The organism is Chryseobacterium pennipullorum (assembly GCF_003384725.1).
GTDB lineage: Bacteria > Bacteroidota > Bacteroidia > Flavobacteriales > Weeksellaceae > Chryseobacterium > Chryseobacterium pennipullorum.
Genome location: NZ_QNVV01000008.1, coordinates 147,599 through 171,003, shown reverse-complemented (window position 1 = coordinate 171,003; position 23,405 = coordinate 147,599). Strand labels below are relative to the sequence as shown.

The 23,405-nt window shown below is 36.8% G+C and carries 16 protein-coding genes; 9 read left to right on the top strand and 7 right to left on the bottom strand.

What is annotated here, in order from left to right; all coding sequences use genetic code 11:
- Position 1: 1 nt before the first annotated feature.
- The 4 genes from DRF67_RS10975 to DRF67_RS10960 form a co-directional block, all read right to left on the bottom strand.
- The gene (locus DRF67_RS10975) at positions 2 to 1,327 is read right to left on the bottom strand and encodes an AAA family ATPase (protein ID WP_115928350.1); all 1,326 of its coding nucleotides are present in this window, start codon (positions 1,325 to 1,327) and stop codon (positions 2 to 4) included.
- 1 nt (position 1,328) lies between these two features.
- On the bottom strand, positions 1,329 to 2,519 hold the full coding sequence (locus DRF67_RS10970) for a restriction endonuclease subunit S (RefSeq protein WP_115928349.1): 1,191 nt from the start codon (positions 2,517 to 2,519) through the stop codon (positions 1,329 to 1,331).
- A complete protein-coding gene (locus DRF67_RS10965) occupies positions 2,516 to 4,063 on the bottom strand; it encodes a type I restriction-modification system subunit M (RefSeq protein WP_115928348.1) in 1,548 nt (515 codons plus the stop codon). The genes DRF67_RS10970 and DRF67_RS10965 overlap by 4 nt, the downstream gene beginning before the upstream one ends.
- Before the next feature lie 366 nt (positions 4,064 to 4,429).
- Positions 4,430 to 4,795 carry a hypothetical protein gene (locus DRF67_RS10960; RefSeq protein ID WP_115928347.1) on the bottom strand — a complete coding sequence of 122 codons (366 nt, stop codon included), beginning with the start codon at positions 4,793 to 4,795 and terminating at the stop codon, positions 4,430 to 4,432.
- 660 nt (positions 4,796 to 5,455) lie between these two features.
- Between DRF67_RS10960 and DRF67_RS10955 the strand changes: the two genes are divergently transcribed.
- The 3 genes from DRF67_RS10955 to DRF67_RS10945 are packed head-to-tail and all read left to right on the top strand — an operon-like array spanning position 5,456 to position 12,537.
- Complete coding sequence (locus DRF67_RS10955) at positions 5,456 to 8,608, top strand: SusC/RagA family TonB-linked outer membrane protein (protein WP_228435785.1); 3,153 nt, start codon at positions 5,456 to 5,458, stop codon at positions 8,606 to 8,608.
- A 42-nt stretch (positions 8,609 to 8,650) separates the two neighbouring features.
- Positions 8,651 to 10,009, top strand: coding sequence for a RagB/SusD family nutrient uptake outer membrane protein (locus tag DRF67_RS10950; protein WP_228435784.1), 1,359 nt, complete (start codon positions 8,651 to 8,653; stop codon positions 10,007 to 10,009).
- A gap of 47 nt (positions 10,010 to 10,056) precedes the next feature.
- Entirely contained in the window at positions 10,057 to 12,537 is a 2,481-nt protein-coding gene (locus DRF67_RS10945) for an alpha/beta hydrolase family protein (RefSeq protein WP_115928345.1), read from the top strand.
- Between the two features lie 28 nt (positions 12,538 to 12,565).
- On the opposite strand, the gene DRF67_RS10940 is transcribed toward DRF67_RS10945, so the two are convergent.
- From DRF67_RS10940 to DRF67_RS10930, 3 genes are all read right to left on the bottom strand, one after another.
- The gene (locus DRF67_RS10940) at positions 12,566 to 12,838 is read right to left on the bottom strand and encodes a DUF6520 family protein (RefSeq protein ID WP_115928344.1); all 273 of its coding nucleotides are present in this window, start codon (positions 12,836 to 12,838) and stop codon (positions 12,566 to 12,568) included.
- Between the two features lie 33 nt (positions 12,839 to 12,871).
- A complete protein-coding gene (locus DRF67_RS10935; RefSeq protein WP_123912728.1) occupies positions 12,872 to 14,374 on the bottom strand; it encodes a MauE/DoxX family redox-associated membrane protein in 1,503 nt (500 codons plus the stop codon).
- A 195-nt stretch (positions 14,375 to 14,569) separates the two neighbouring features.
- Positions 14,570 to 14,806: a hypothetical protein gene (locus DRF67_RS10930; RefSeq protein ID WP_123912727.1), complete on the bottom strand. Its 237-nt coding sequence runs from the start codon at positions 14,804 to 14,806 to the stop codon at positions 14,570 to 14,572.
- Positions 14,807 to 15,080: 274 nt separating this feature from the next.
- Here DRF67_RS10930 and DRF67_RS10925 point away from each other — a divergent pair, with 274 nt between their 5' ends.
- From DRF67_RS10925 to DRF67_RS10900, 6 genes are all read left to right on the top strand, one after another.
- Positions 15,081 to 16,787: a helix-turn-helix domain-containing protein gene (locus DRF67_RS10925; RefSeq protein WP_115928341.1), complete on the top strand. Its 1,707-nt coding sequence runs from the start codon at positions 15,081 to 15,083 to the stop codon at positions 16,785 to 16,787.
- A gap of 116 nt (positions 16,788 to 16,903) precedes the next feature.
- Positions 16,904 to 17,755 carry an RteC domain-containing protein gene (locus DRF67_RS10920; protein WP_115928340.1) on the top strand — a complete coding sequence of 284 codons (852 nt, stop codon included), beginning with the start codon at positions 16,904 to 16,906 and terminating at the stop codon, positions 17,753 to 17,755.
- Between the two features lie 142 nt (positions 17,756 to 17,897).
- Positions 17,898 to 18,179 carry a helix-turn-helix domain-containing protein gene (locus DRF67_RS10915; RefSeq protein ID WP_115928339.1) on the top strand — a complete coding sequence of 94 codons (282 nt, stop codon included), beginning with the start codon at positions 17,898 to 17,900 and terminating at the stop codon, positions 18,177 to 18,179.
- Positions 18,180 to 18,350: 171 nt separating this feature from the next.
- Positions 18,351 to 18,758: a hypothetical protein gene (locus DRF67_RS10910; RefSeq protein WP_115928338.1), complete on the top strand. Its 408-nt coding sequence runs from the start codon at positions 18,351 to 18,353 to the stop codon at positions 18,756 to 18,758.
- A gap of 88 nt (positions 18,759 to 18,846) precedes the next feature.
- The gene (locus tag DRF67_RS10905) at positions 18,847 to 20,223 is read left to right on the top strand and encodes a TolC family protein (protein ID WP_115928337.1); all 1,377 of its coding nucleotides are present in this window, start codon (positions 18,847 to 18,849) and stop codon (positions 20,221 to 20,223) included.
- A 9-nt stretch (positions 20,224 to 20,232) separates the two neighbouring features.
- Entirely contained in the window at positions 20,233 to 23,403 is a 3,171-nt protein-coding gene (locus DRF67_RS10900) for an efflux RND transporter permease subunit (RefSeq protein WP_115928336.1), read from the top strand.
- The last annotated feature ends 2 nt before the right edge of the window (positions 23,404 to 23,405 follow it).

Sequence of the window (23,405 nt, the reverse complement as noted above, 5' to 3'; positions counted from 1 at the left end):
GTTATTGTTCTATAATTGTGTTACTAATAGAATTAAAACGATAATTTGTTTTTATTTGGTTTACCAAATATTCTAAAACTCTTTTATCACTATCAAGGATCATAGAGGTTTCTTCGCCTGAAAATTTACTATGACTTGACAGATTAATTATACGATTGTAATATGCTTCACGTGATTCTTCAGGTAAAAGATCTCTCCATTTATTATAGCCTAAAAAAGTGGACATTTTCTCTAAAATATTACGAAGAAAATTAAAATGATACTTTTGAATATTACCTGATGGCGATATAGCTTTATCTAATTCAGACAAAAGAAATAAATGATAGGAAAAAGGTGAATCATTTGATTGTTCGTTCAGTAAGTAAGTACCATCTGCTAATTTTTCAAAACGATGTTTTGAGCAATGTTTTACTTTATAACCGGAACTCGAATCTGCGTTATTGAATTCATTGAATAATACATTATAAAAAAGCGGATTATGTGTTGTAATGATAAATTTTAATTCAGAGTTACTGGATTTGATCAGGGAAGCTATATCCACAGCTAATTCAATTAAATGATTATCATCTAAAGAGCTTACAGGATCATCAATAAATACATAATCTAAATTATTAAATAGCCCGCTTAAGCTTTTTAGTTTTTCCTGTGCACTATTCATTTCAATATTAGCTACTTCTGCTTCATTTCTTAATATTTCTGCTTTTTTGATATCCTCTTCCTTTCCTGTTTTTTTAGCCAGATCTTCTGCCTTTTTTGTTTCTCTATTTTTGGATTCGGTTAATAATGATAAAGATTTTATTTCTTCTTGTGCTTCTCCTAATGGAATCAATGCATCGATAGCTTCTTTCAGCAAGCTATAAAACACACTCCAAACAAAACAACTTTCTTCGCCTTTAGAAATTTTAATAAAATCCGAAAGTGAATCATCTCCTCTCTCAAAAGAGAAACGAACTTCAGTAAAATCTTCGTTAAAATGAGGTGTTAATTTATCATTAGTGTAACGTTGAAAGTGCGTTGTTATATTGGGTTCTTGTCCTTGTTCCACAAGTATCCAGTTGGTGTATGTATTTGGTTGTATTTTTAATTTCCTGTCTACATCATTATGCAAATCATTATCCCAATAGAAAAGATCTTCAGTAAATGCATTATAATACATTACTTTGATTTCTTTACCTTCTTCATCAGTCTCTGGATTTTTGGGTGCTATCAATTCTTTGAACTCACCTGATAAACGAGTTTTACCAGTACCATTAAATGCATAAATTAGTTGCACTTTTTTATTGGCATCCTTTAAAGATTGGGCTATTTCGGTTATTGTTTGTCCCATATTATTCTCTTATTTCATCTTTAGGAAAGTTTAATAATAGCTCTCTGTAATATTCATACTGCTGTTTTCTCAATTTAATTTCTTTAGGCAAACCTTCGCTTATGGATGTTGTAATGGTATGGAATTTATCGAGGATAGAAACGATGCGTTCTTGTTCTTCAAATGAAGGATTAGGAATTTTTATGTTATTTAAATTTCTTTGGTTTAATTTGGGCTGGGCTGCACCAGAAATATATGGAGTTAAATCAATATTATTGAAAAAATATTCAACAAATTTTCGTTCTGTATAAGTGTCAAATCTCAATACATGGGCATGATTATTTACCCAACTTTTCCCACTAATGCTAAATGCTATTGGTGTATTTCTTGCAAGTAAATTTGCTCCATCTTCTGAAATTAACAGGAAGTCGCCATTAAAAATATAATCTTTAACATAGTCTACTATTCCAGAAGCGCCATAATAGGGAATTTCGCCTGATTCTCTGAATCCGCTCGTTACGGGTTTCCTAAGAGAGTCTAAATTTTCTGCTAAATTTCCTAAAGTTTCCCATTGTACTTCCCCTTCCTTAAAACTCAGCAACTTCTCTCGATAATAAGCATACTGTTGTTTACGAGCTGTAAGCTCTGCTGTAAGCTCTGCTGTAAGCTCTGTAAAAGTATCTAGAATCGCAACTATTTTTTGTTGAATTTTGAGAGGGGGGATTGGTATTTGGATTTTTTTAAATCTATCTTTTGATATATTAAAGCGAGTAACACCACTTGCCGTCTTAGCTATGGCTTTACGCATAAAATGACTTCTAAATAAATATTTTGAAAATTGAGGAATTATATCAATTTCTGAATTAAATCTTAAAATAAAAGAAAAACTATTTAAATAAACCTTTTCATCAAAACTTTTAGTGACAGCGGATGACATTCCAGCTTCATCGGCAATTTCCGATGATCCAGTAAAAAGGATATCACCGTATTTTACTTTATGCTGTTTTTCATTTGAAGATACTTTTACATTTTCTAGTTGCTTAAAGTTTACTTCGATATTATTAAATATATTTTTATATGATACATATTTTGCATTGCCACCTTCAAAGTCAGCTTTGTTTTTTCCTGTTAATCCTCCGTATATTTCAGAAATATCTCCCAAAGTTTTCCATTCAACCCTCGCTCCTTCTAATAATTTTTCTAAAAAACTCATGCTTCAATCTCTTTAATAATATTATCAATATCAGTACGAAGTTTACCTAATTTTTCGACAGTTTTACGAACTTCTGCGTTGAGTTCAAAGATGTTAATTTTTTGGCGGTTGTCTTTAGCTTCTACATAGCTGCTTACTGAAAGATTGTAATCGTTTTCGGCAATTTTAGTATTGTCAATATTTACAGCTATATGTGGATTATTATCTTTTGTGTCGAAGAGTTCCATGATTTTATCAATGTGAATGTCATTCAATACATTGTTGTTGCTAACCTTTTTAAAAAAGTCCTCACCAGTAGCATCGATAAATTGGGTTTTATTTTCTGTTTTATTTTTGGCAAGAACCAAAATATTTACGGCTATAGAAGTGCCATAGAATAAATTCGGTGCTAATGCAATTACGGTTTCTACAAAATTATTATCTACGAGATATTTTCTGATTTTCTGTTCGGCACCGCCACGGTAAAAAATACCAGGAAAGCAAACAATAGCGGCTCTACCTTTACTGGAAAGATAACTTAAAGCATGCAGTACAAATGCAAAATCAGCCTTTGACTTAGGTGCTAACACGCCTGCCGGAGCAAACCGGTCATCGTTAATTAAAGTTGGATCATCGGAACCAATCCAGTTTACCGAATACGGAGGATTGGAGACAATTGCATCAAATGGCTTGTCATCACCAAAGTGAGGTTCTAAAAGAGTATTTCCGAGTGCAATATTAAACTTGTCGTAATTGATATTATGCAAAAACATGTTCATACGTGCCAAGTTATAGGTGGTGTGATTTATTTCTTGTCCAAAGAAACCTTCTTCTATAATATGACTATCAAAGTGTTTTTTTGCCTGCAATAATAAAGAACCAGAGCCTGCCGCCGGATCATAAATTTTGTTTACTGAAGTCTGTTTGTGCATGGCTAGCTGCGCAATAAGTTTGGAAACGGTTTGAGGTGTAAAGAATTCCCCTCCCGATTTTCCTGCATTAGCAGCATAATTAGAAATTAGAATTTCATATGCATCTCCAAAAAGGTCTATTTGGTTGTCTTCAAAGTTTCCGAAATTAAGTTCTTCAACGCCTTTTAAAACAGCTGCTAGACGGCTATTTTTATTGGCAACAGTATTTCCTAAACGTGAGCTGGTTGTATCAAAATCAGCGAACAGACCCTTAATGTCTTGTTCTGAAGGGTAGCCATTTGCGGAACTTTCGATTGAATTAAAGATATCCTTTAATTCCGTATTTAAATTTGGATTTGTATTGGCATTTTTAGCTACATTCTCAAAAAGTTGACTTGGATAAATAAAATAGCCTTTTGTTTTAATGGCATCGTCTTTAATTTCTGGCGTAATTACGCTGTCGGGTAAAGCTGCATAATCAATACTCTCATCACCTGCCTCAATGTAACTGCTGAAATTTTCACTTATATATCGATAGAAAAGTGTGCCCAGAACAAATTGTTTAAAATCCCATCCGTCTACTGCGCCCCTTACTTCGTTGGCGATTTTCCATATTTTATTGAGTAATTCTTGTTTTTGAATTGTGCTAGTCATTTATATAAATGTAAATTTATTATATTTTTAAGTTATAAAAGTAGTCAAATATAAGCATAGAATTGAAGATATGAAGTGTAGTTAATCACAACATTTTGATTCTAGGCTCAATAAAATCATTTTTCCAATTATTAATCTTATGCATTGCTTATCTTTACAAAAACCACAAATATGAAAGCAATAAAAATCTACGGTAATTTTTTCAAATATTGCAATTATTGTTTTATCAATTGCTCTTTATCAAGCAAACAAAGACTACAGCAAAGCCAAAAATGAATTTAAAGGAACAGAAGAAGTTCTCCAACAATGCTCTGAAAGCTAATTCAATGCAATTGGGAAATAAAAAAATCCCGAGATTGTCAGGATTTAGTATTTTAAATATATTGAGTAAAGTCTTGTTAGTTTTTTCTTTGAATTTATAGCAATATCAACTTCTTCATCTGACACATTTTTTACGATCTCAAAATATTTGCTAACATCTATATTAAAGTAATCACAGATTAAAAAAATATTTTGAAGAGTCGTATTAGGTAATGACTCTTCTCTAGCACAGTTCCAGTCAATATTGTATTTTTCTTTAATATCATTATTTAAATATATTTGAGTCATAGGTTTACTATTGATGGAAATTGCTTCCCTCAATCTTTTGTTTATAATGCCTACAGCAACTTTATACCTAAAAACTTTTTTCTGATATTGCACTGCTGTAAAATAATTTATAAAAAATTGCATATTCAACGACGTATATGTCGTTATTTTACTATATTTGCTTTAGTTACATTATAAATGTAACTTTGCGATACTTCAACGAAATATTAGAAGCTATTGCTTAGAGTCTTGGTTCGAAAACTGGTAATTTTTAATCCCTAAGACGATAAGTATGCGGCTCACGACCTAGGCGTGGGTCTCTCTTATCTTGGGATAAGGTATACCAGTACCTCGAATCGGATAATGTAGAGTTCCCATGCCATTTTATTTCATGCTGTTCGCTTTATCTCTACATTAAAATCTAAGCCCGCTTACAACATAAGTATCAGAGTGCACGATACAATAGGAGGGTACAGCCTATTGTGGCTTTTTAAGCTTACATGGGACAAATTTTCATTCATATGCTTTCCGGTGTCTGAGGTCACTGAGCTCTTTTGGACCACACACCCTTTGTTTATACCATGGGCACCTGGAAAGTTTTAATTTATCCTGATTAAATAGAATCTTAAACGACGAAAATTTACGCTATTGTTTTATAGGAACCCTATCATATATAATGACTGGAAAGAAATACTGATAAACGAAATATAAATGAAAATATAAAAAAAGCCCTTTCCCTTACAGTTTGACGACATCGGGAAAGAGCGTGAGAATTTAAAGTTAATTAAAAACCTTTACAAAGCTATGAAAAAATCCTATATCAACATAGGAGGCATTGTTCTTACCCTAATGTTAACAGTAGTGTGCACGCATGTCAGTGCTCAGACTCAAGTTATCTCAGGTACGGTCACTGCAGGAAATAAACCTCTTTCCGGGGTGACTGTTTCAGAGAAGAATTCCAATCAAACCACCCTAACCAATTCCCAAGGTGTTTTTATGCTCACTTTGAAGATGAGTGATGCCCGTTACAATAAACAAAAGCCTGTTCTTTTGTTTAAGCATCCGCAATACAAAGAGAGAGCGATTCCTGTTATTTTGGATGAGAAGGCTAGTAATACTGGTACAGCAGGATTAGGACAAATGGTCATTGATGTAGACCTGTTGCGTGATAATGTGGATGGTGATCGTCATGGTAAGCATGGTGATTCTGATTCTGATTCTGATTCTGACTCCAGTGCTAATAATAGTATTGATCGTAATGCTGATCAGGATACTAAGATCAAAGGAATTGAGGAAGTGATCATCAATGCAGGATATTATAAAGTAAAAGATAAAGAGAGAACGGGAAGTATTGTCAAGGTATCGGCTAAAGATATTGAGAACCAGCCTGTCACCAATGTGCTTTCTGCGGCACAGGGACGCATGGTAGGGGTTAGCATTACACAGAACTCAGGAGTTCCCGGAGGTGGATTTGATATTCAGATTCGGGGTAAGAACAGCCTGAGAAAGGAAGGAAACGAGCCGCTTTATATAATAGATGGGGTGCCTTTAAGTGCGGAAACGCCCTCTTTATATGCTGTAACGATTCTGCCATCTGCCTCAATTAATCCGCTGAATGCGATTAATCCTAATGATATCGAAAGTTTTGAAATATTAAAAGATGCCGATGCAACGGCTATCTACGGCTCGCGCGGAGCCAATGGGGTTGTAATTGTGACAACCAAAAAGGGGAGGAAAGGAAGAACGGAACTGAAATTGAACACTGCCTATTCTCTAAGCAGAGTAGCCAACCATATGGAGATGATGAACACCGAGCAGTATCTCAATATGAGACGTGAAGGTTATGTCAATGATGGAGTGACAACGATTCCTGCTTCGGCGTATGATCTCAAAGCATGGGATCAGAATCGATATACGGACTGGCAGAAAACACTGATCGGAAACACTTCCGATGCTTCCGTGGTACAGTTGTCTCTAAGTGGTGGAGCAGAGAATTCATCCTATCTCATCAGTTACGGACATCAGGAGCAGGGCACGGTTTTTCCAGCGGATTTTAAATATAAAACGAATAATCTGACGGGTAATTTTACTTTCAGGTCACCTGATAAAAAACTGGAGGCTAATATGAACAATACGTTTTCGTTTCAGAAGAATAATGTTCAGAATGATGACATGACCAAAAAAAGTATTCAGCTAAGTCCCAATGCCCCGGCTTTATATGATACTAATGGAAATCTGAATTGGGAGAACAATACGTTTACCAATCCGGTCGCAACCTTTAACAGTCAATATCTGAATTCAACAACATTCATCAACAACGGGACAAATATTTCTTACCGCCTGTTTCCGTTCCTGTCTCTGAAATTAAATGGAGGGGTAACCTATCAGGATTTTGAAGAAAGAAGTTTGAAACCTCATACTATGTATAATCCCGCATCCGGATTGACCAGCGCAAATTCCATTTCATCTCTTAATCGTCAGACCGTGTTTTCTTATCTGTTGGAACCGCAGATCAATGCAGATTTTAAATGGAAGGATCATCATTTTGATATTCTGGTGGGAACAACTTTACAGCAGACCGAAACAAAGCAGGGCTCCATACAGGGAGTGGGCTTCGAAAGCAATGCACTGATTCAGAACCTGGGAGCTGCCAAGACAAAGACGGTATCGGATCAGGTGGTCAACCAGTATTATTATACCGCTGCTTTTGCCCGGTTCAATTATCAGTTCAGGAAAAGGTATATTCTGAATCTTACGGGTAGGAGAGACGGATCCAGCAGGTTCAGTCCTGAAAATCGTTTCGGAAATTTCGGTGCTTTGGGTGCAGCATGGATATTTTCAGATGAGCCATGGATGAAGAAATTATCATGGCTGAGTTTTGGAAAGCTTAGGGGAAGCATCGGAACAACAGGGAATGATAAAATCGGAGATTATCAGTATCTGAATACTTATTCGGTAACCACCAATATCTACAATGGCATTACCGGATTGTCTCCCTCAAGGTTGTACAACCGTGATTTTAGCTGGGAAAAGACAACCAAAAAAGAGATTGCCCTTGAATTGGGGTTTCTGAAGAACAGAATTAATCTGTCAACCGCTTACTACAGCAATACCTCATCCAATCAATTGGTAGGTATTCCGCTGCCGGCAACAACGGGATTTCCAACGATTCAGTCGAATCTTCCTGCAAAAGTCAGAAATACAGGATGGGAATTTGATCTGTCAGCACAGATACTGAGAGCTGGAGAGCTACGCCTGGAATCATCTTTGAACCTGTCCATACCCCGAAATACGTTGTTAGAATTTCCGAATCTTGAAGGTTCAACCTATGCGAACCAATACGTCATCGGATATCCCATGACCCTGGTTAAAGTATATCAGTTTGAAGGAGTTAACCCTCAGACGGGGCTCTACAGTTTTACGGATTTTAATGGTGACGGAAAGATCAGTTCCCCCGATGATAATAAAGTGGTGGAGAAAATAGGCGCGGAGTTTTTCGGTGGATGGACCGCTGCTATGAAATATAAAAGGTGGTCAGCATCATTTCTTTTCCAGTTTGTCAAACAAAGAAACTGGAACTACAATAAAAGTATGCTGATTCCGGGAATGATGAGCAATCAGCCTCTGGAAGTATTAAATGCATGGTCGCCGTCAAATCCGAGTGGAACTTATATGCAGTACAGTTCAGGAACAAATGCACAGAAAAATTCTTTACATTCTTATTTCCAGAATTCCACGGCAGCCATCAGTGATGCTTCTTTTATACGTCTTAAAAATGTACAGATCAACTACAGTATTCCTGTTCAGAAGACGGGAATCAAGGAAGCCATGATTTATGTGCAGGGACAGAATCTTCTTACGCTGACCAACTATTTTGGAATTGATCCCGAGTTTACAGTGGTAGGATACCTTCCTCCTCTGAAGACCTACTCATTAGGATTTCAACTCACTTTTTAACCTCTATGTTCTATTATAATGAAAACAATAGTAAAACCATATATGATCATAATTGCTGTTTCTGCAGCATTGACCACTGTTTCCTGTGAGCAGTGGATAGAAACAGATTTTCCTTCCAATCAATTACCCACAGAACTGGTATTTGAAGATGAACAGACCGCCGAGGCTGCTTTAGCCGGGCTCTATGCTAACTTATGGAATAATTCTTTGATCTCCGGAGGATCAGACGGAATGGGGCTTCTATTAGGTCTGTATACCGATGATACTGCTTCAGTGTCTTCACCGGGAAGCAACAGCATTATTGATTTGTATTACAATCAGCAAATATCAAGCAACCTGATTGTATCCAATGTGTGGACAAATGCTTATCAGCATATTTATGCAGCAAACAGTATCATTGAAGGGGTAAAGAATTCCAAAACCCTTTCTCAAAGTGCCAGAAACCGTATCACCGGAGAAACTCTCTTCATCCGATCTTTACTGTATTTCTATTTACAGCAGATCTATGGAGAGATACCATACACCGATACGACAGATTATCAGATTAACAGCAAACTTTCCAAGCTTTCAGCCGATGATTTGCTAAGCCGTATAGATGCTGATTTGGAGCAGGCAGTGAATCTTTTACCTTCTGCATACCGGAATGCCGAACGGATTTATGTGAATAAGAGCATCGCAAATCTGCTTTGGGCAAAATTGAAAATACTGCGTAAACAATGGCCTGAGGCTGAAAATCTTCTGCAATTGGTATTGCAGTCCTCGGATTATGCTTTTCAAAATGATATCACAAAGGTTTTTCAGAAAACGGGTACGCACATCATCTGGCAGCTGAAACCCAAAAACAGCGGTGATGCCACAAAGGAAGCAGCCCTCTATAATTTCTCAGGAATTCCGACAACCTATATGCTCAATGTAAATCTGGTGAATAGTTTTTCGGCAAATGATCTGCGTAAGCAGAATTATATTGCTACCGTGACGTCCCAAGGACAGACTAATTACAGAGCGGTAAAATATAAAAACCTTGCCGGAGCCAACACTTCTGAAGACTCCGTGATTTTCAGGTTGGAGGAAGTTTACCTTTTGTATGCCGAGGTTCTCATTCAGCAAAATAAAGTTGCTGAAGCAATTCCTTATATCAATAGAACCCGGCAAAGAGCTGGTCTGTCAGCCCTTTCAACAGGATTGAATCCCACTTCCGCTAAAGAAGAATTAAAGCAGGAGAAAAGAAAGGAGTTTTTCTCTGAACATGGGATCCGCTTTTTTGATTTAAAGAGATGGGGGCAATTGGATCAGCTGCTTTCTGTAAAAGCAAACTGGAAATCTTACCATCGTCAGTGGCCTCTTCCTCAGAAAGAACTTCTGCTGAATCCTAATTTGAATCCTCAAAATGAAGGGTACTAAAGAAAAGTGTATGGATGAGATAATTAAAATTAACAAGAAGTAAAACAATGAAAATATTGAATAGGCTTATAGAACTGCTCATCATTATTGTGATGGCGTTGTTACAAAAGCTTCCCGCACAAAGTAATATTGAGAAACTAGAGAAAATAGTTCAGCAATCCGAAGAAATTCGTTTGTTGCAAGTATCGAGAGACGGACGATGGATGATGTGGCAGGGAGTATACGAAACAAAACCTTCGGAAATGAAGGTCATAGATACAAAACATCCTGAAAAGATGATGAAGTTTGATGCTAAAAATATACTGTTTATCCATGATCATAATCTGCTGATCCAAAAGGGAAGTGCAGTAGAGTTTAAAGACCCGGTAAAAGGAACGACAAAAGAGTTTCAAAACGTAAAAGCATTCGGATCCATTGAATCAAATGATCTTTTTTGGATCCATTATGATGCGAAAAAGGCTAACGCGGTTGAAGTGTACAGTAAAGATTTGAAAGTGATTTACAAAATGTCTGAAGTCGACCGGGTTAAGCCGTTAGATCAGAATTTAGCTTTCTACACAAGTACTGATGAATTGAAGGAAATTTCAATTTTCAGCAGTGTTCAAAAAAAATCAGAAAAAATATACAGCGGAAAAAGTGAGGTGTATTCACTGGCGGAATCCAAAATAGCATCTGGCGGATGGTTGATAACTGTAATGGAAAAGCAAGGTTTGAAAGCTATCTACGTGGATCACAATCATCAATCGAAAGAATTGGTAGTGAATGGGCAAAAGTACTTTGATGTAATCAGTAATAAGCCGTCGGCTAATGAAGATGGATTGTTTTTGTTTTTAGGGAATTACGAAAAAATGAACAATGACGGACTCGATATTTGGTATGGCAATGAAGTCAATCTCACAGGACACTTTCGTAAGGTTTATGAACCTAATCGTGTGATCTGGTTTCCTGAAGAAAATAAAATCCAACAGATAGACAGCCGTTTTATCGACGGTATTGCAGCAGGAAAATCAGGCATGTACCTGTCGATTGAAAAGAATCCTAATCAAGTAGATTACAGGGATACGGAAATCAGTCCTGTCCCTGAAAAGACCTTTTTGTATGATACGAAAACGGGATTAGATATTTATGTTGACGAAATTCTTAAATATACAATGGTTGATCCTTTAGGTAAAATTTTGTTGTATAAAAAAGATGGACAATGGATAAGCTACGAAATAGCTACAGGGAAAAAAACAGCCCTGTCTATTGGAATTGATGCTTCTCCGTACTTCGCAGGTGAAACGGTATTATGGACTTTAAACAATGAATTGTGGTCTCAGGATATGAAGAGCTCGAAGTTTCACAAGCTAAAGACTTTTGAGGGGAAACTGGAGGTTCTGAACGCGAGAAAGGATCCTATCTTTAATGATAGCAATATTTCAGGGTTTGTTGTCGATTTGCATCAGGAACTGCTGTTAAAAGTTATTGCTGAAGATGATGTAAAACATTCGGTTATCAGTTGGAAAAATGGAGTTGTCAAAACGGTTATTAATCAGACGAATGATAAAATTAGTTCACTGTCCGGGAATAATACCTCCAAATCACACTATTGGATTGCTGAAAATTACAATAAAAATCCGGTGATCATGAAGAAAGGCTTTGCAAAAAAGACAGCGGAGCAACTGTATGACTCAAAACAGCCGGATACTACGTTAAAAATTGGGATGGAGCGATTACAGTACAAAGGGCCTAATAATGAAGACTTAACTGCTTTGTTGTATTTACCGCCGAACATAAAGAAGAATGAAAAATTGCCTGTAGTAGTATATATCTATGAAGTTCAAAGAAAGTATCACAATGATTATTTGCAGCCCACTTTCAGAAATCAGGATGGATTCAGCATTCGGCTATTGCTGGAAGCAGGTTTTATGGTGATGTTGCCGGATATTACAAAGGGATCTGAAGGTCCGGGAATTTCAGCGCTCTATTGTGTGAATCAGGCAATGGATCAGCTTTCGAAAATTGAGCAGGCTGACATGACAAAGGTAGGACTGATGGGAAGGTCATTTGGAGGGTACGAAACCAATTTTATTGCAACGCAATCGAACCGATTTGCAGCCTATATTTCAGGAACTGGTTTTTCAGACCCTATGCATTCCGCATTTGCGTTTAATTATGGTAGCTATTCTCCTGACTATGCACGCTTGGAACATGGACAGTATTCATTTGGAGATTTTTCAGAAAATAAGGAAAAGTATATTAAAAACAGTCCTTTATTTTATATGGAGCAGGTTACAGCTCCTATGCTGCTATGGTCAGGTCTGAAGGATACAAATGTCAGTCCCGAAGGAAATAAGTCAACATTCAGTGCTCTTAGGAAATATAGAAAGCCGGTCATCGCATTGTTCTATACTGACGAAAATCACGGTATTATAGATTCCAAACTTCAGAAAGATCTTACAACGAGAATAATAGAATGGTGGCAGTATTTTTTAAAAGGTAAAAGAAATGTTCCGTGGATATTGAAACAAACGAAGGATGCTGTTTAGCATCCTTCTTTGGTTAATTGGTTGATGGTTAAGGTATTTTGAACAATACATTGACACAACCTTGATCAAAGAGATTGTGCTGTCCCGAAGAGTCTGTATAAGTACAGATTTCATCGTTAAATTCTGTGCTGCAAGAATTAGTGGTTTCGACACATTCTTCTCCTACCGGAGCCATTGGATCATAACGGAATCCGTTTTGAATTGCACTTTCTGTTTTGTCTGACGCTGTGGAAGCGTACGCACTTCCGATTCCTAAAGCGAAAATAGCTAGAGGCAGCGCGATTTTTCTCATTTTTTTCATGATGTAAAATTTGTTTTGGTGCCTACTCTTGGATCAGGTTTTCGGCTTCCCCTGAATGAAATGTTGAGTAATGTTTTGCGCTAAACGATATCTGATCAACTCATTTCCAATAATTGTAAATAGGGTATTGTTACTGACCATCAGTCCCGTCATCGACGACTCAGAGGTTTTTGGCAGATAAAAACTACCCAGGTATTTTTGCTCACTGATAGCATACATATCAATACTAAAAGATTTTTTCCATTGCTTTTTATCTTCGGATTTTCCCATACGGGGTGATTCGATAAAAAGAACACCCTTATACACAAATGCGTTTCTATTAACAGTCGTTGAAGGATTTTTCATTTTTTTAGTTCCGTCGGACAGCTGGGTCACCTCAATCTTTGGGATCTGGAGATTGTCAATGGTTTGAAAAGTATGGCTGTGTTCAAGCTGCTGGTCTGCAACGACAAATTGATTCCTATAATTGTAGACATAGACCAACTTCTCCGCAGTCTCATCAAATAACAATTTTCCATCGGTATCAAAGATTCCGTCATTGATTTTCTCCAAAAGATTTGGTTTCAACAGTGATGAAGGGTAGGAGCCTGTTGATAACAGCCCTAAAGACTGAATATCTTCTTTTTTAGAATAACCGATCATTGCGAAATGATCTTCTATCATTGGTTGAAGTTGCAAAAAATAGCTCTGATGAAAACTGATGGTACGCATCTTTTCTTTTCCCACAATCCCCTGATAAATAACGGGTACTGTTCCATCGAAAAAATAGAAATTCGGATGGTTAACTTTTATACGTGGACTCTTGAACTCAAAGTTAAAGTGATCCGGAATAACGGTATGCTGTTTTAGATAGTTGAGTTTCGCATCAATGCTGTAATATAAAAACGGTGTGTTACTGTTACCCAGATAAATGGAATCTTCACTGGAACCTGCAAAATAATAGGAATCGAGTTCAAGGTTATACTTTTTTTCCAAATCAAAAGGATGTTTCAGCAATCGACGGGTAAAGTTGTTTTCTTTAACAAGCATATACTCGGATCTCTGGTAGAGTAGTACCAATGAAATTCCACATAGGATTGAAATTAGTAACAGCAGGATCGCAGGTTTTATGATGCGATGGCCAGAGATCTTTGTTTTTACAATAAGCACAACACCAGCAATAATCACACAGACGATATTGAAAACCAGATGGGTATTCCAGTCCATCTTTTCCAGAATACCACCACATGAACAGGGAACAAACTCACTGTAATGTAAAATAATATAAATATAAAAGGTGAATAAGACCATTAAAGTAAATGAAGCATATAAACCCAAAAGCCTTGAGCGCTCAAAAATAAGAAGCCCACAGATTACAAGTTCAACGGCTAAAATTCCGTACGATACCAAACCTGAAATAATATTCAATAAAGGCGATTGGGTAATCTGAACCTGAAACGTTTCAAAGTCCATGATCTTGCCGATGGCAGCATAGCAAAATAAAAGGATGAAAAAGAAGCAGACCAAAGTATACAACCGTTCAATAAATTGTGTCATAGCATTAGTTTTATTTAGTTAACAGGCTATCAGTAATTTCCAGAGTACCTTTCTGCCACAGTAAGGTGGCATTTCAACACCCTCCATGAGAGCGATGGTCGTTTTAAAACTCCCCACACTCTCCCAAATACCACTGGTCGGACATGGTGACCCTGTGGCAATTGATAAAGAAGTTTGAGGATTCATCACCATTCTTTATTTTGTTGAACTTTGCCGCCAGTCGTCTCCATCACGAACCGGAGGATCTTTTACAATTAGTATTTCTGATCCTGACTTTGTCGAATCTTTGGCGGAGTTATGTTCCTTTTCCTGTTTTGCAAGTGATCTATCCAGTGGTAATTCGGTCTGCTCAAGACTAAGGCTACGATCAGTGCATTGATGTAAAATCAATGTCAAAAATATTGTGCTGATAAGTAAGGTTAATTTTTTCATTTTTTCATTTTTTTGAGACTTGATCCCGGCCGGATTCAATTGAATTGTTGATCCAAAATTAATCGGATTAGGGACGAGAAAACAGTTACCGGAGGTGTGATTTTAAAATTGAGACGTCTTAATTTTAAAATTGAGACATATAGAAATTGCAGTAATATGGCTACTATAAACACTTCTGCAGTAAAAGCTCTTTTCTCTGCTGTAATTCTATGAAATTTGAATTATTACGTTTTAAAATGGCTACTTTTGAGAGGTGTGGTTAATATAAAGAGCTATGAAAAAGTGTAAATACTGCCTGTTTGTATTTTCGCTGTTTTCACTGTGGGTATATTCCCAAAAAAACAGTGCTGAAACATACAGCGATATTCGCAAGAATTATGAAAAAATGTTAAATGACGATCGGAGAGCACTTCCTTTCGTTAAATTGTACATTAATAAAGCTAAAAAAGAGAAAAATCAGGAAAAACTGGTTCAGGGATACCGTGATGCGCGTCAGTATTGCATATCGCTGGATAAAAAATTTAAATATGCCGACAGCACGATTCAAGCAGCTATAGCTTTGAATGATTCTGCCGAAATCAGCAAGGCTTATCTCAGCAAAGGAATCTTATTCTATTTTAATGCAAAAAAGTATAAAGCAGCTTTAGATCAGTATCTTAAAGCATACCAGTTTGCTGAACATTCTAAAGATCAGTATCATAAATACAAAGTGATCTATCACATGGGAATTGTTAAAAGCCATCTTGGATATTATGAAAAAGCATTGCAGCATTTTTTAGATTGTACGCTCTTTTACCAATCCTCCTTAGAAAAAGATCTGCATGAAAATGAACTGTATAATTACAGTAAAGGGTATTATAACAGTTTGCATCAACTGGCTGTTGTATATCGGTATCTGGGTGAGTTTGATAAAGTTGACAGCTTGGCTGAACTCGGTCTTAAAAATACAGTCAGTAAACCGGACTACTTCCTGGAAAACAGCTATTTTCACAAAAGCAAGGGGCTTGTGTACTTTAATAAGAAGGATTACAAAAATTCAGAGATAAGTTTAAGAAAAGCGTTGCCCGGAATCGTAAAAAGAAATGACTTCGCCACATGTTCCATCATTTACCTGCATCTGGGGAAGATTTATTTTGCACGGAATGAAGTGGACAAATCAATGAATAATTTCATGAAAATCGATTCCATATTTAACAAACAGCAGTTTATTTTGCCGGAAGCAGCCGATTGCTATCGTTATCTTATGAATAATGCTGCAAAAACAGATAATGTTGACAAGCAGTTGTATTACACCAACCAGCTTTTAAAAGCTGATCATACCATCAATAAAGACTTTTCATATATCGCTTCTAAAATCTGCAGGGAATACGATGTACAATCATTGAAAAAAGAAAAGGAAAGTCTGGAGAGAAAGGAAAAGAGGAAATTGCGTAATGCACTTGTTCTCATTGGAATTTCCGCAGTGATTATCATTATTTTCTGCATTCGCTTATACCGTGATCGTAAAATCAGGATTCAATATGAAACTTTACAAAAAAAACTTAATAGCAATGAGCAAGGAAATGATAACGAAACCATTGATGATATTCCTTTACGAAAGGCATCTTTATCACCGGAATTAACAGAGGAATTACTTGAAAAACTGAAGATCTTCGAAAAGACTTTATATTTTACAAGGAAAGGGTTAACACAGAAAAGTGTAGCAACAAAACTGGGAACGAACTCTCATTATTTATCTATTTTAATCAATGAAAATAAAGGGATGAGTTTTACACGTTATATGGCGGAACTCCGAATCAATTACATCACTAATCTTTTGAATACCAATAAAAAATACTTAAACTATACTATTGAGGCTTTAGCAGAAGAATGCGGAATTGCTGCAAGACAGAACTTTTCAGCGCTGTTTTATGAAATAAACGGAATCCGGCCTAAAGACTACATCAGAAAGCGAAAAGAAGAGGTCGGTGTGGATATATAAGAACTGCCGATTTAATTGTATAGTTCAATATAATATGTAATGTAGGTGATTGATTTTTAATATTTTAATTCTTTACTGTTTGAATAAAAGTTTGTAATTTCCTTTAAAAAAGGGACATGGAACATATTGATATCTTTAAACAGATTGCAGAAATGCATGAAAAGCTTAAACAGAGACTCAGTGAAATTGAATTAGAGGAGCAGGAAACTATTGTAATTTCAGAACTCAGCCTGATGGAAATCGATGAAGTAACAAGACGGCTAAAAGCATTAATTTCAGAGTATCAATTCCGAAATATTGCCGAAGAGATCTATTTCTTTAAAGAAATAAAGCCACAGTTTATTTCTCTTTATATCTATCATTCAACGGTACTGAACGTGGAGACATGCCGTCCAATAGCAGGTCAGAAGATATTACGAAAGTATTATGAAAATGAAATTGAAAAACTCAATGTATTTTATGAGGAAAACGCAGAATTTTACAGCTATTTTCGAAGGAATGCTACTTATATGGATCATAAGTACTTTGTTCGGAATGCTTTTGATATAAAAATGAAAATGCCTCAGACTTTTTATAATTATGATGAGTCGTTCACCACCTCCCATGATCATCATGCAGCGCAGATTCTTGCGTATCAAAAACTTGAACTGTTTTATAAGCGTATGGCCGCTAAAGCAGCCGATGGTACAACTGTTAGTCAATCGGAACATCAGAATATAGCATGGTCTGCCACAAAGGTTGCTTTGATCGAATTGATCTATGGACTGCATAAAATGCGCTGTTTTAACGGAGGAAATATTGAATTGAGTGAAGTCATGAAGTTTACTGAAAAAACATTCAATATTGATCTTGGAAATTACCATAAAACAATATTTGAGATCAGAAGCCGGAAAAATGGTACGACTAAATTTCTTCAGTTATTGACGGATAATCTTAATCAGCATTTTATTGACAGTGAAAATTTGTAAGTAATTTTTTATCGGTATTACGAGAAAGTAGTGATTTTTTTATAATGGACTTTTTCAAATTTGTAAGGTAAACGTAAGGAATTTAAAATTAAACATCACGGTATGATGTGAAGTTCATTAACCTTTATAAAATACTTTACTTATGAATATTGAGAGAACTGAATTTATTAAATGGATGGAGAAGATTATGACCAGGTTTGATATTCTTCATGAAAAATTAAATGCAAAGCAGAATGAACTCAATACTATTGATGGAGAACAGCTGCTTGATAATCAAGATGTACTTCAAATGCTGAAGATAAGTGCAAGATCCCTGCAAAGATATAGGTCTGAAAAAAAACTGCCATACTATACCATCAGCGGAAAATTATACTACAAATTGTCTGATGTTCATGAACTGATTCGCAATAGCTTTAATCAGTAAGTACAAATCAAAATAAAAGGTACAGTCTTACGAAAATAACGATATAGTTTCATATGAACATTAAATAACGTGGATCAAAAAACTGCTGTTTTATATCTTTTACAGCTTTATCCGAAGTATTTGAGGTGGAAAATTTTGAAATTCAGCACAAATAATATAATTTTGTGAGCGATGAATAATCAGAAAATTCATACCAACATTAAAATTAAAACCATCTTGGCTGTGGTTTTTGCTTTCTGTATTATCATCTCGTCCTGTGCGGTTAAGAATAGCATCAAACAGTTCTTAAATGTTGACAGTGCTTCCCATTCTCAAACCACTTCATCTGGGAAAAGCAATTTCTATTCAGTTTCAGCTGCATTAAAGTGTAAATTTTGCAAGGATAGAGAAATCCTGGCTAAGGATCATAATCTGAAGGATTTCTCGTTAGCGGATGCTCAGGAAATTTTAACATTTACTTTTCTTGTTATCTGCGGAGCTTTTTTACTGATTAAAGCACCGAATCATCCTTTCTATAATTCTTCTAAAATACGGGGAACGCTTCCTATTTTCCTCCAATACCGAAAACTTATCATTTGATTCAGCAAACACGTGTCAGTACGTGATTAGCTGTTTTTAAAATATATATTAATCCTACCAGATTGTCTGGTAGTCAATAATCTATAAAATGATAAGAAAAACATTTTTAGCCATTCTGTACGGATGGCTAATACTGAGCTGTTCTGATTTATATGGACAGCAGGTGTCGTTGCTCCGCGATATCTGGTCAGAAACGGAGAAAAACTATTCGGGAGTTCTTGCTTCCAGATCAGCAGTTGAATCATCCCAAATCAATGAAACGGTTGTTAAAAGTAATGCTTTACCGCAGATTAAAACCCAACTGCAAAATACCTATGGGACTTTTGAAGGGAGTAATGGAGCTTCCTTTCCGCAGCAGGGATTTTTTACTGTAAGTGGAAGCAGGGTAAGTTCTGATGGTTCAGCATTCTCGGCAAACACTTTTGTTTCGATGGTCACAGAATATGAGATTTATAATTTCGGAAGACAACAAGCAGATCAAAATGCTGCGTCTTTACTGACATCAAAGGCAAAGAGCAACCAGAGTGCCTATTTGATTCGTCTTCAAAAAACTGTCTTCGAAAAATATGTGGATGCAGTATTCGCAGTTTCAAAATTGCGTTTGGCTGATAAAAATAAAAGCAGAATACAGAAAATCCATGCGATAAATAGCGCTCTTTCACGTTCAGGTCTACGACCTCCGGCAGATAGTGTCCTAACGTATTCTTCCTACCTTCAGGCTTCGGCTGTAAGTTATAATCTTAATGGTATGCTTCTTTCAACGACGGAGAAACTCAAAGAGTTTTATCCGAAAGAGATTGATACGGCGAAATTAGAATCTGCTCATTTTCTTGAGCCGATACCACTATCTGGATTTGAATTGTCACTAAATACTACACATCCACTGACCAAAACTTTAGAATTTGAATCCGCGTATTTTCAAAAGAAAGCTGAAATCCAAAGAAAAGCATCATTACCATCCATTAAAGCTTTGGCGGGATATGCCTATCGAGGATCAGGTATTAATAGTCAAGGTTATTCGTCAGGCAATTGGATAGAAGGATTTTCAAATCCGGCTAATAATTTTTTGATAGGGCTTGGAGTTACCTGGAATATTACCAGTGTATATACCAATGGTAAAAGAGCTGATGCGTTCAGAAAAGAATCTCACCGGTTCGCTTATCTTGAAGAACAATCTAAAACGGCTATCCAGATTGAAACCAGTGCTCTGCAGAAAACTATTTCTGCACAATTTGATGAGCTTGGCAAGCAGGCAGAAGCAGTTAAAAAAGCAGAATCAGCTTACGAAATGTATTTTGCCCGATATAAAAGTGGACTCATTGGTTTAACAGAACTTCTTCAGATTCAGCAGATTGTTGAAACAGCTGAAAATAACCAGCTTAATGCTGTCAAAGAGTATTGGAAACAGGTGATTAACCTTGCAGAAATGACTACTGATTTTGATTATCTATTTAATAATCTCTAAAAAATAAATATGAATCTAATACGCTTTGCTTTAAGAAAACCGATAGCGATAATGGTACTGGTACTGGCTATTGGGATTATTTCTTTCAGTGCAATTAAAAAAATAAAAGTTGATATTTTCCCTGAGGTCGAATTACCTTCAATGTATATCGCAATGCCTTATGGTGGATTATCCCCTCAATATATGGATGGCTTTATGGCCAATGAATTCCAAAAAGTTCTCTTATTCGTTGGAGGCGTTAAAAATATTGACTTCAAAAGTGTTCAGGGATTAACGTTGATGAAGCTTACTTTTTATCCCGGCACCAATATGGCACAGGCGGCAGGAGAAGTCTCGACCCAGGTGTCCAGGGCAATGGGCTTCCTTCCACCGGGAGCAGTTCCTCCAATGGTCGTACGTTTTGATGGAAATTCATTGCCTGTTGGTCAATTGGTATTTGAGAGCGACAATCATTCCGTTACGGAACTGCAAACAATGGTTTTGACCAAGATCAGGCCTATGTTTGTTGAAATTCCCGGTATTACGGCTCCGGCACCTTTTGGAGGAAATATCAGATCTATTGTCATCAACATTGATCCTCAGACAATGCAGAGTAACCGCTTGAGCCCGGAGGAAATCACAATGGCAATCACTAAAAATAATCATCCTTCGCCAGCAGGAAATATCAGAATCAGAGAGACCAACTATATGGCACCTGTCAATTCTATTGCAAAAGATCCTTCTGAATTTCTGAATATTCCTATTAAAACTGAAAATGGAAGAACGCTATATGTGGGCGATGTTGCGAATGTTCAGGACGCAGCAGATCAGACTGTAGGATACGCACTAATCAATGGAAAGCGATCTGTATATCTCCCGATTATCAAAAAGTCGGATGCATCAACATTATCCGCGGTCGAAAATCTTAAAAATGCACTTCCAAAACTCAAAGATCAGCTTCCGGATGACGTGAACATCAGATACGAATTCGACCAGTCAAAGTATATTGAGAGGTCACTCTCCAACCTGATTCACGAAGGAATTCTGGGAGCATTGTTTACAGGTTTGGTTATTATTCTGTTTCTTGGTGACTTAAGAGGTGCCTTAATTGTTGTTTTTACCATTCCGATTGCTGTATTGGCTGCCGTAAGTGTTCTCTACTTTTCAGGGTATACAATTAATATTATGACATTGAGTGGTTTAGCCTTGTCGATTGGAATTCTTGTAGATGAAGCAACGGTTACCATTGAAAATATTCACCAGCATATGGAAATGCGGAAATCCAAACCACAGGCTATTTTAGATGCAGTTCTTGAAATATCCGTTCCGAAACTACTAATCCTGTTATGTATCCTGGCTGTACTGACGCCTGCATTTATAATGACCGGAATCCCAAAAGATATGTTTCTGCCTCTTTCCCTTGCAGTTGCTTTTGCAATGATAGCTTCTTTTCTCGCTTCACAGACCTTTGTTCCTATTCTGGCTAACTGGATGATGAAAAATACGCATTTAAAAAAGCACATAGGCAAAGACCGGAGCTTTTTTTACAAATTCAGAACCGGTTACAGCCATTCAATGAGAAAATGGTCTGCAAAAAGCTTAATGCTGTTCTCGGGTTATATTTTGATGAGTGGATTGGTGATTTTCTTATTAATGAAATCAACGGGAACGGATATAATGCCTGTTTCTGAATCGGGAGATTTCCAAATCAGAATTGATGCTCCGGAAGGAAGCAGACTTGAGAAAACCGAAAATTTGGTCAAAAATATATTAGCTGATATCACAGAAATAGTCTCTAAAGATGCTATCGATATCAGTTCGGCTTATGTAGGGTTACAGCCCGCAGGTTCACCAATCAATCCAATCTTTTTGTTTACCAATGCAACGCATCAGGCAGTCTTACAGGTGGCTATTAAAAGGGAATTGTATGATGGCTCTATGGAAGATCTCAAAGAACAGATCCGAAAAAGTATTGCCAAAAAATATCCTGAAGCTAAAATAAATTTTGAACCAATGGAACTGACAGAGAAAATCATAGGACAGGGTTCTATGACTCCATTGGAAATAAAAGTGGGTGCTGCCAATCTTAAGCTTGCAGCTCAGCACGCCAATAAAATCAAGCAAAATCTTAGTGAAGTTGCTTTTTTAAGAGATGTCAGAATCGCTGAACCACTTCAATATCCAACCTTACAGATCAATGTAGACCGTAATTTAGCAGCTCAATTTGGAATCAGTATGCAGGATGTAACCAGAAGCCTTGTGGCGGCGACATCATCGACGCGATATACAGATAAAAATCTGTGGGTTGATCCGAAGTCAGGTTTGGTATTTCAGACGCAGGTTCAGATTCCTGAAGGGATTATGAATTCTGAAGAAATGCTAAAATCATTGCCTCTGAAAAAAGACAGTCCAAGACCGCTGCTTGAAGATATTGCAACCATCAAAAAAATTACGGCTCCTGCTCAGGTCAATCGTAAAGGACCGATGCGGTATGTAACAATTCTGGGGAATACTTACAAAAAAGATTTGGGATCAGCTTCTAAAGCAGTCAAAGAAGCCATTGAAAAAGCAGGAAAGCCACAGAAAGGTGTATCTGTATGGACGGAAGGAAATCTTCAATTGCTGGATGATACGTTATCGAGTTTAGGAATTGGTTTGGTCGCGGCAGTAATGGCTATTTACCTGATGCTGGCAGCATTTTATCAGTCATTTAAAGTTCCGTTGGTGATTTTGTCAGTAATTCCATCTGTACTTGCGGGAAGTATGATTCTGATATTTGTAACAGGCAGTACTTTAAACCTTCAGTCTTATATGGGAATTATTATGTCTATCGGTGTATCGGTTTCCAATGCCGTTCTGCTGATCAATCAGGCAGAATTCTACAGAAAGCAGTACAAACTAAGTTCTGTACATTCTGCACAGATGGCTGCAGCATCAAGACTCAGACCTGTTCTGCTGACCGCATTGGCAATGTTAGCCGGAATGATTCCGATGGCGATAGGTATGGGTGAAGGTTCTGAGCAGGTTGCTCCGTTAGGTAGAGCGGTAATTGGGGGAATCATCGCTTCAACGATTACTATTCTCTTGTTTCTGCCTCACTTTTTCTCAGGTCTCATGTCGAAGGCATCGCTTGTCAATCCGTCACTTGATCCGGAAGATCAGGACAGCAGATATTATGTACAATCAAACTCCTCATTATAATT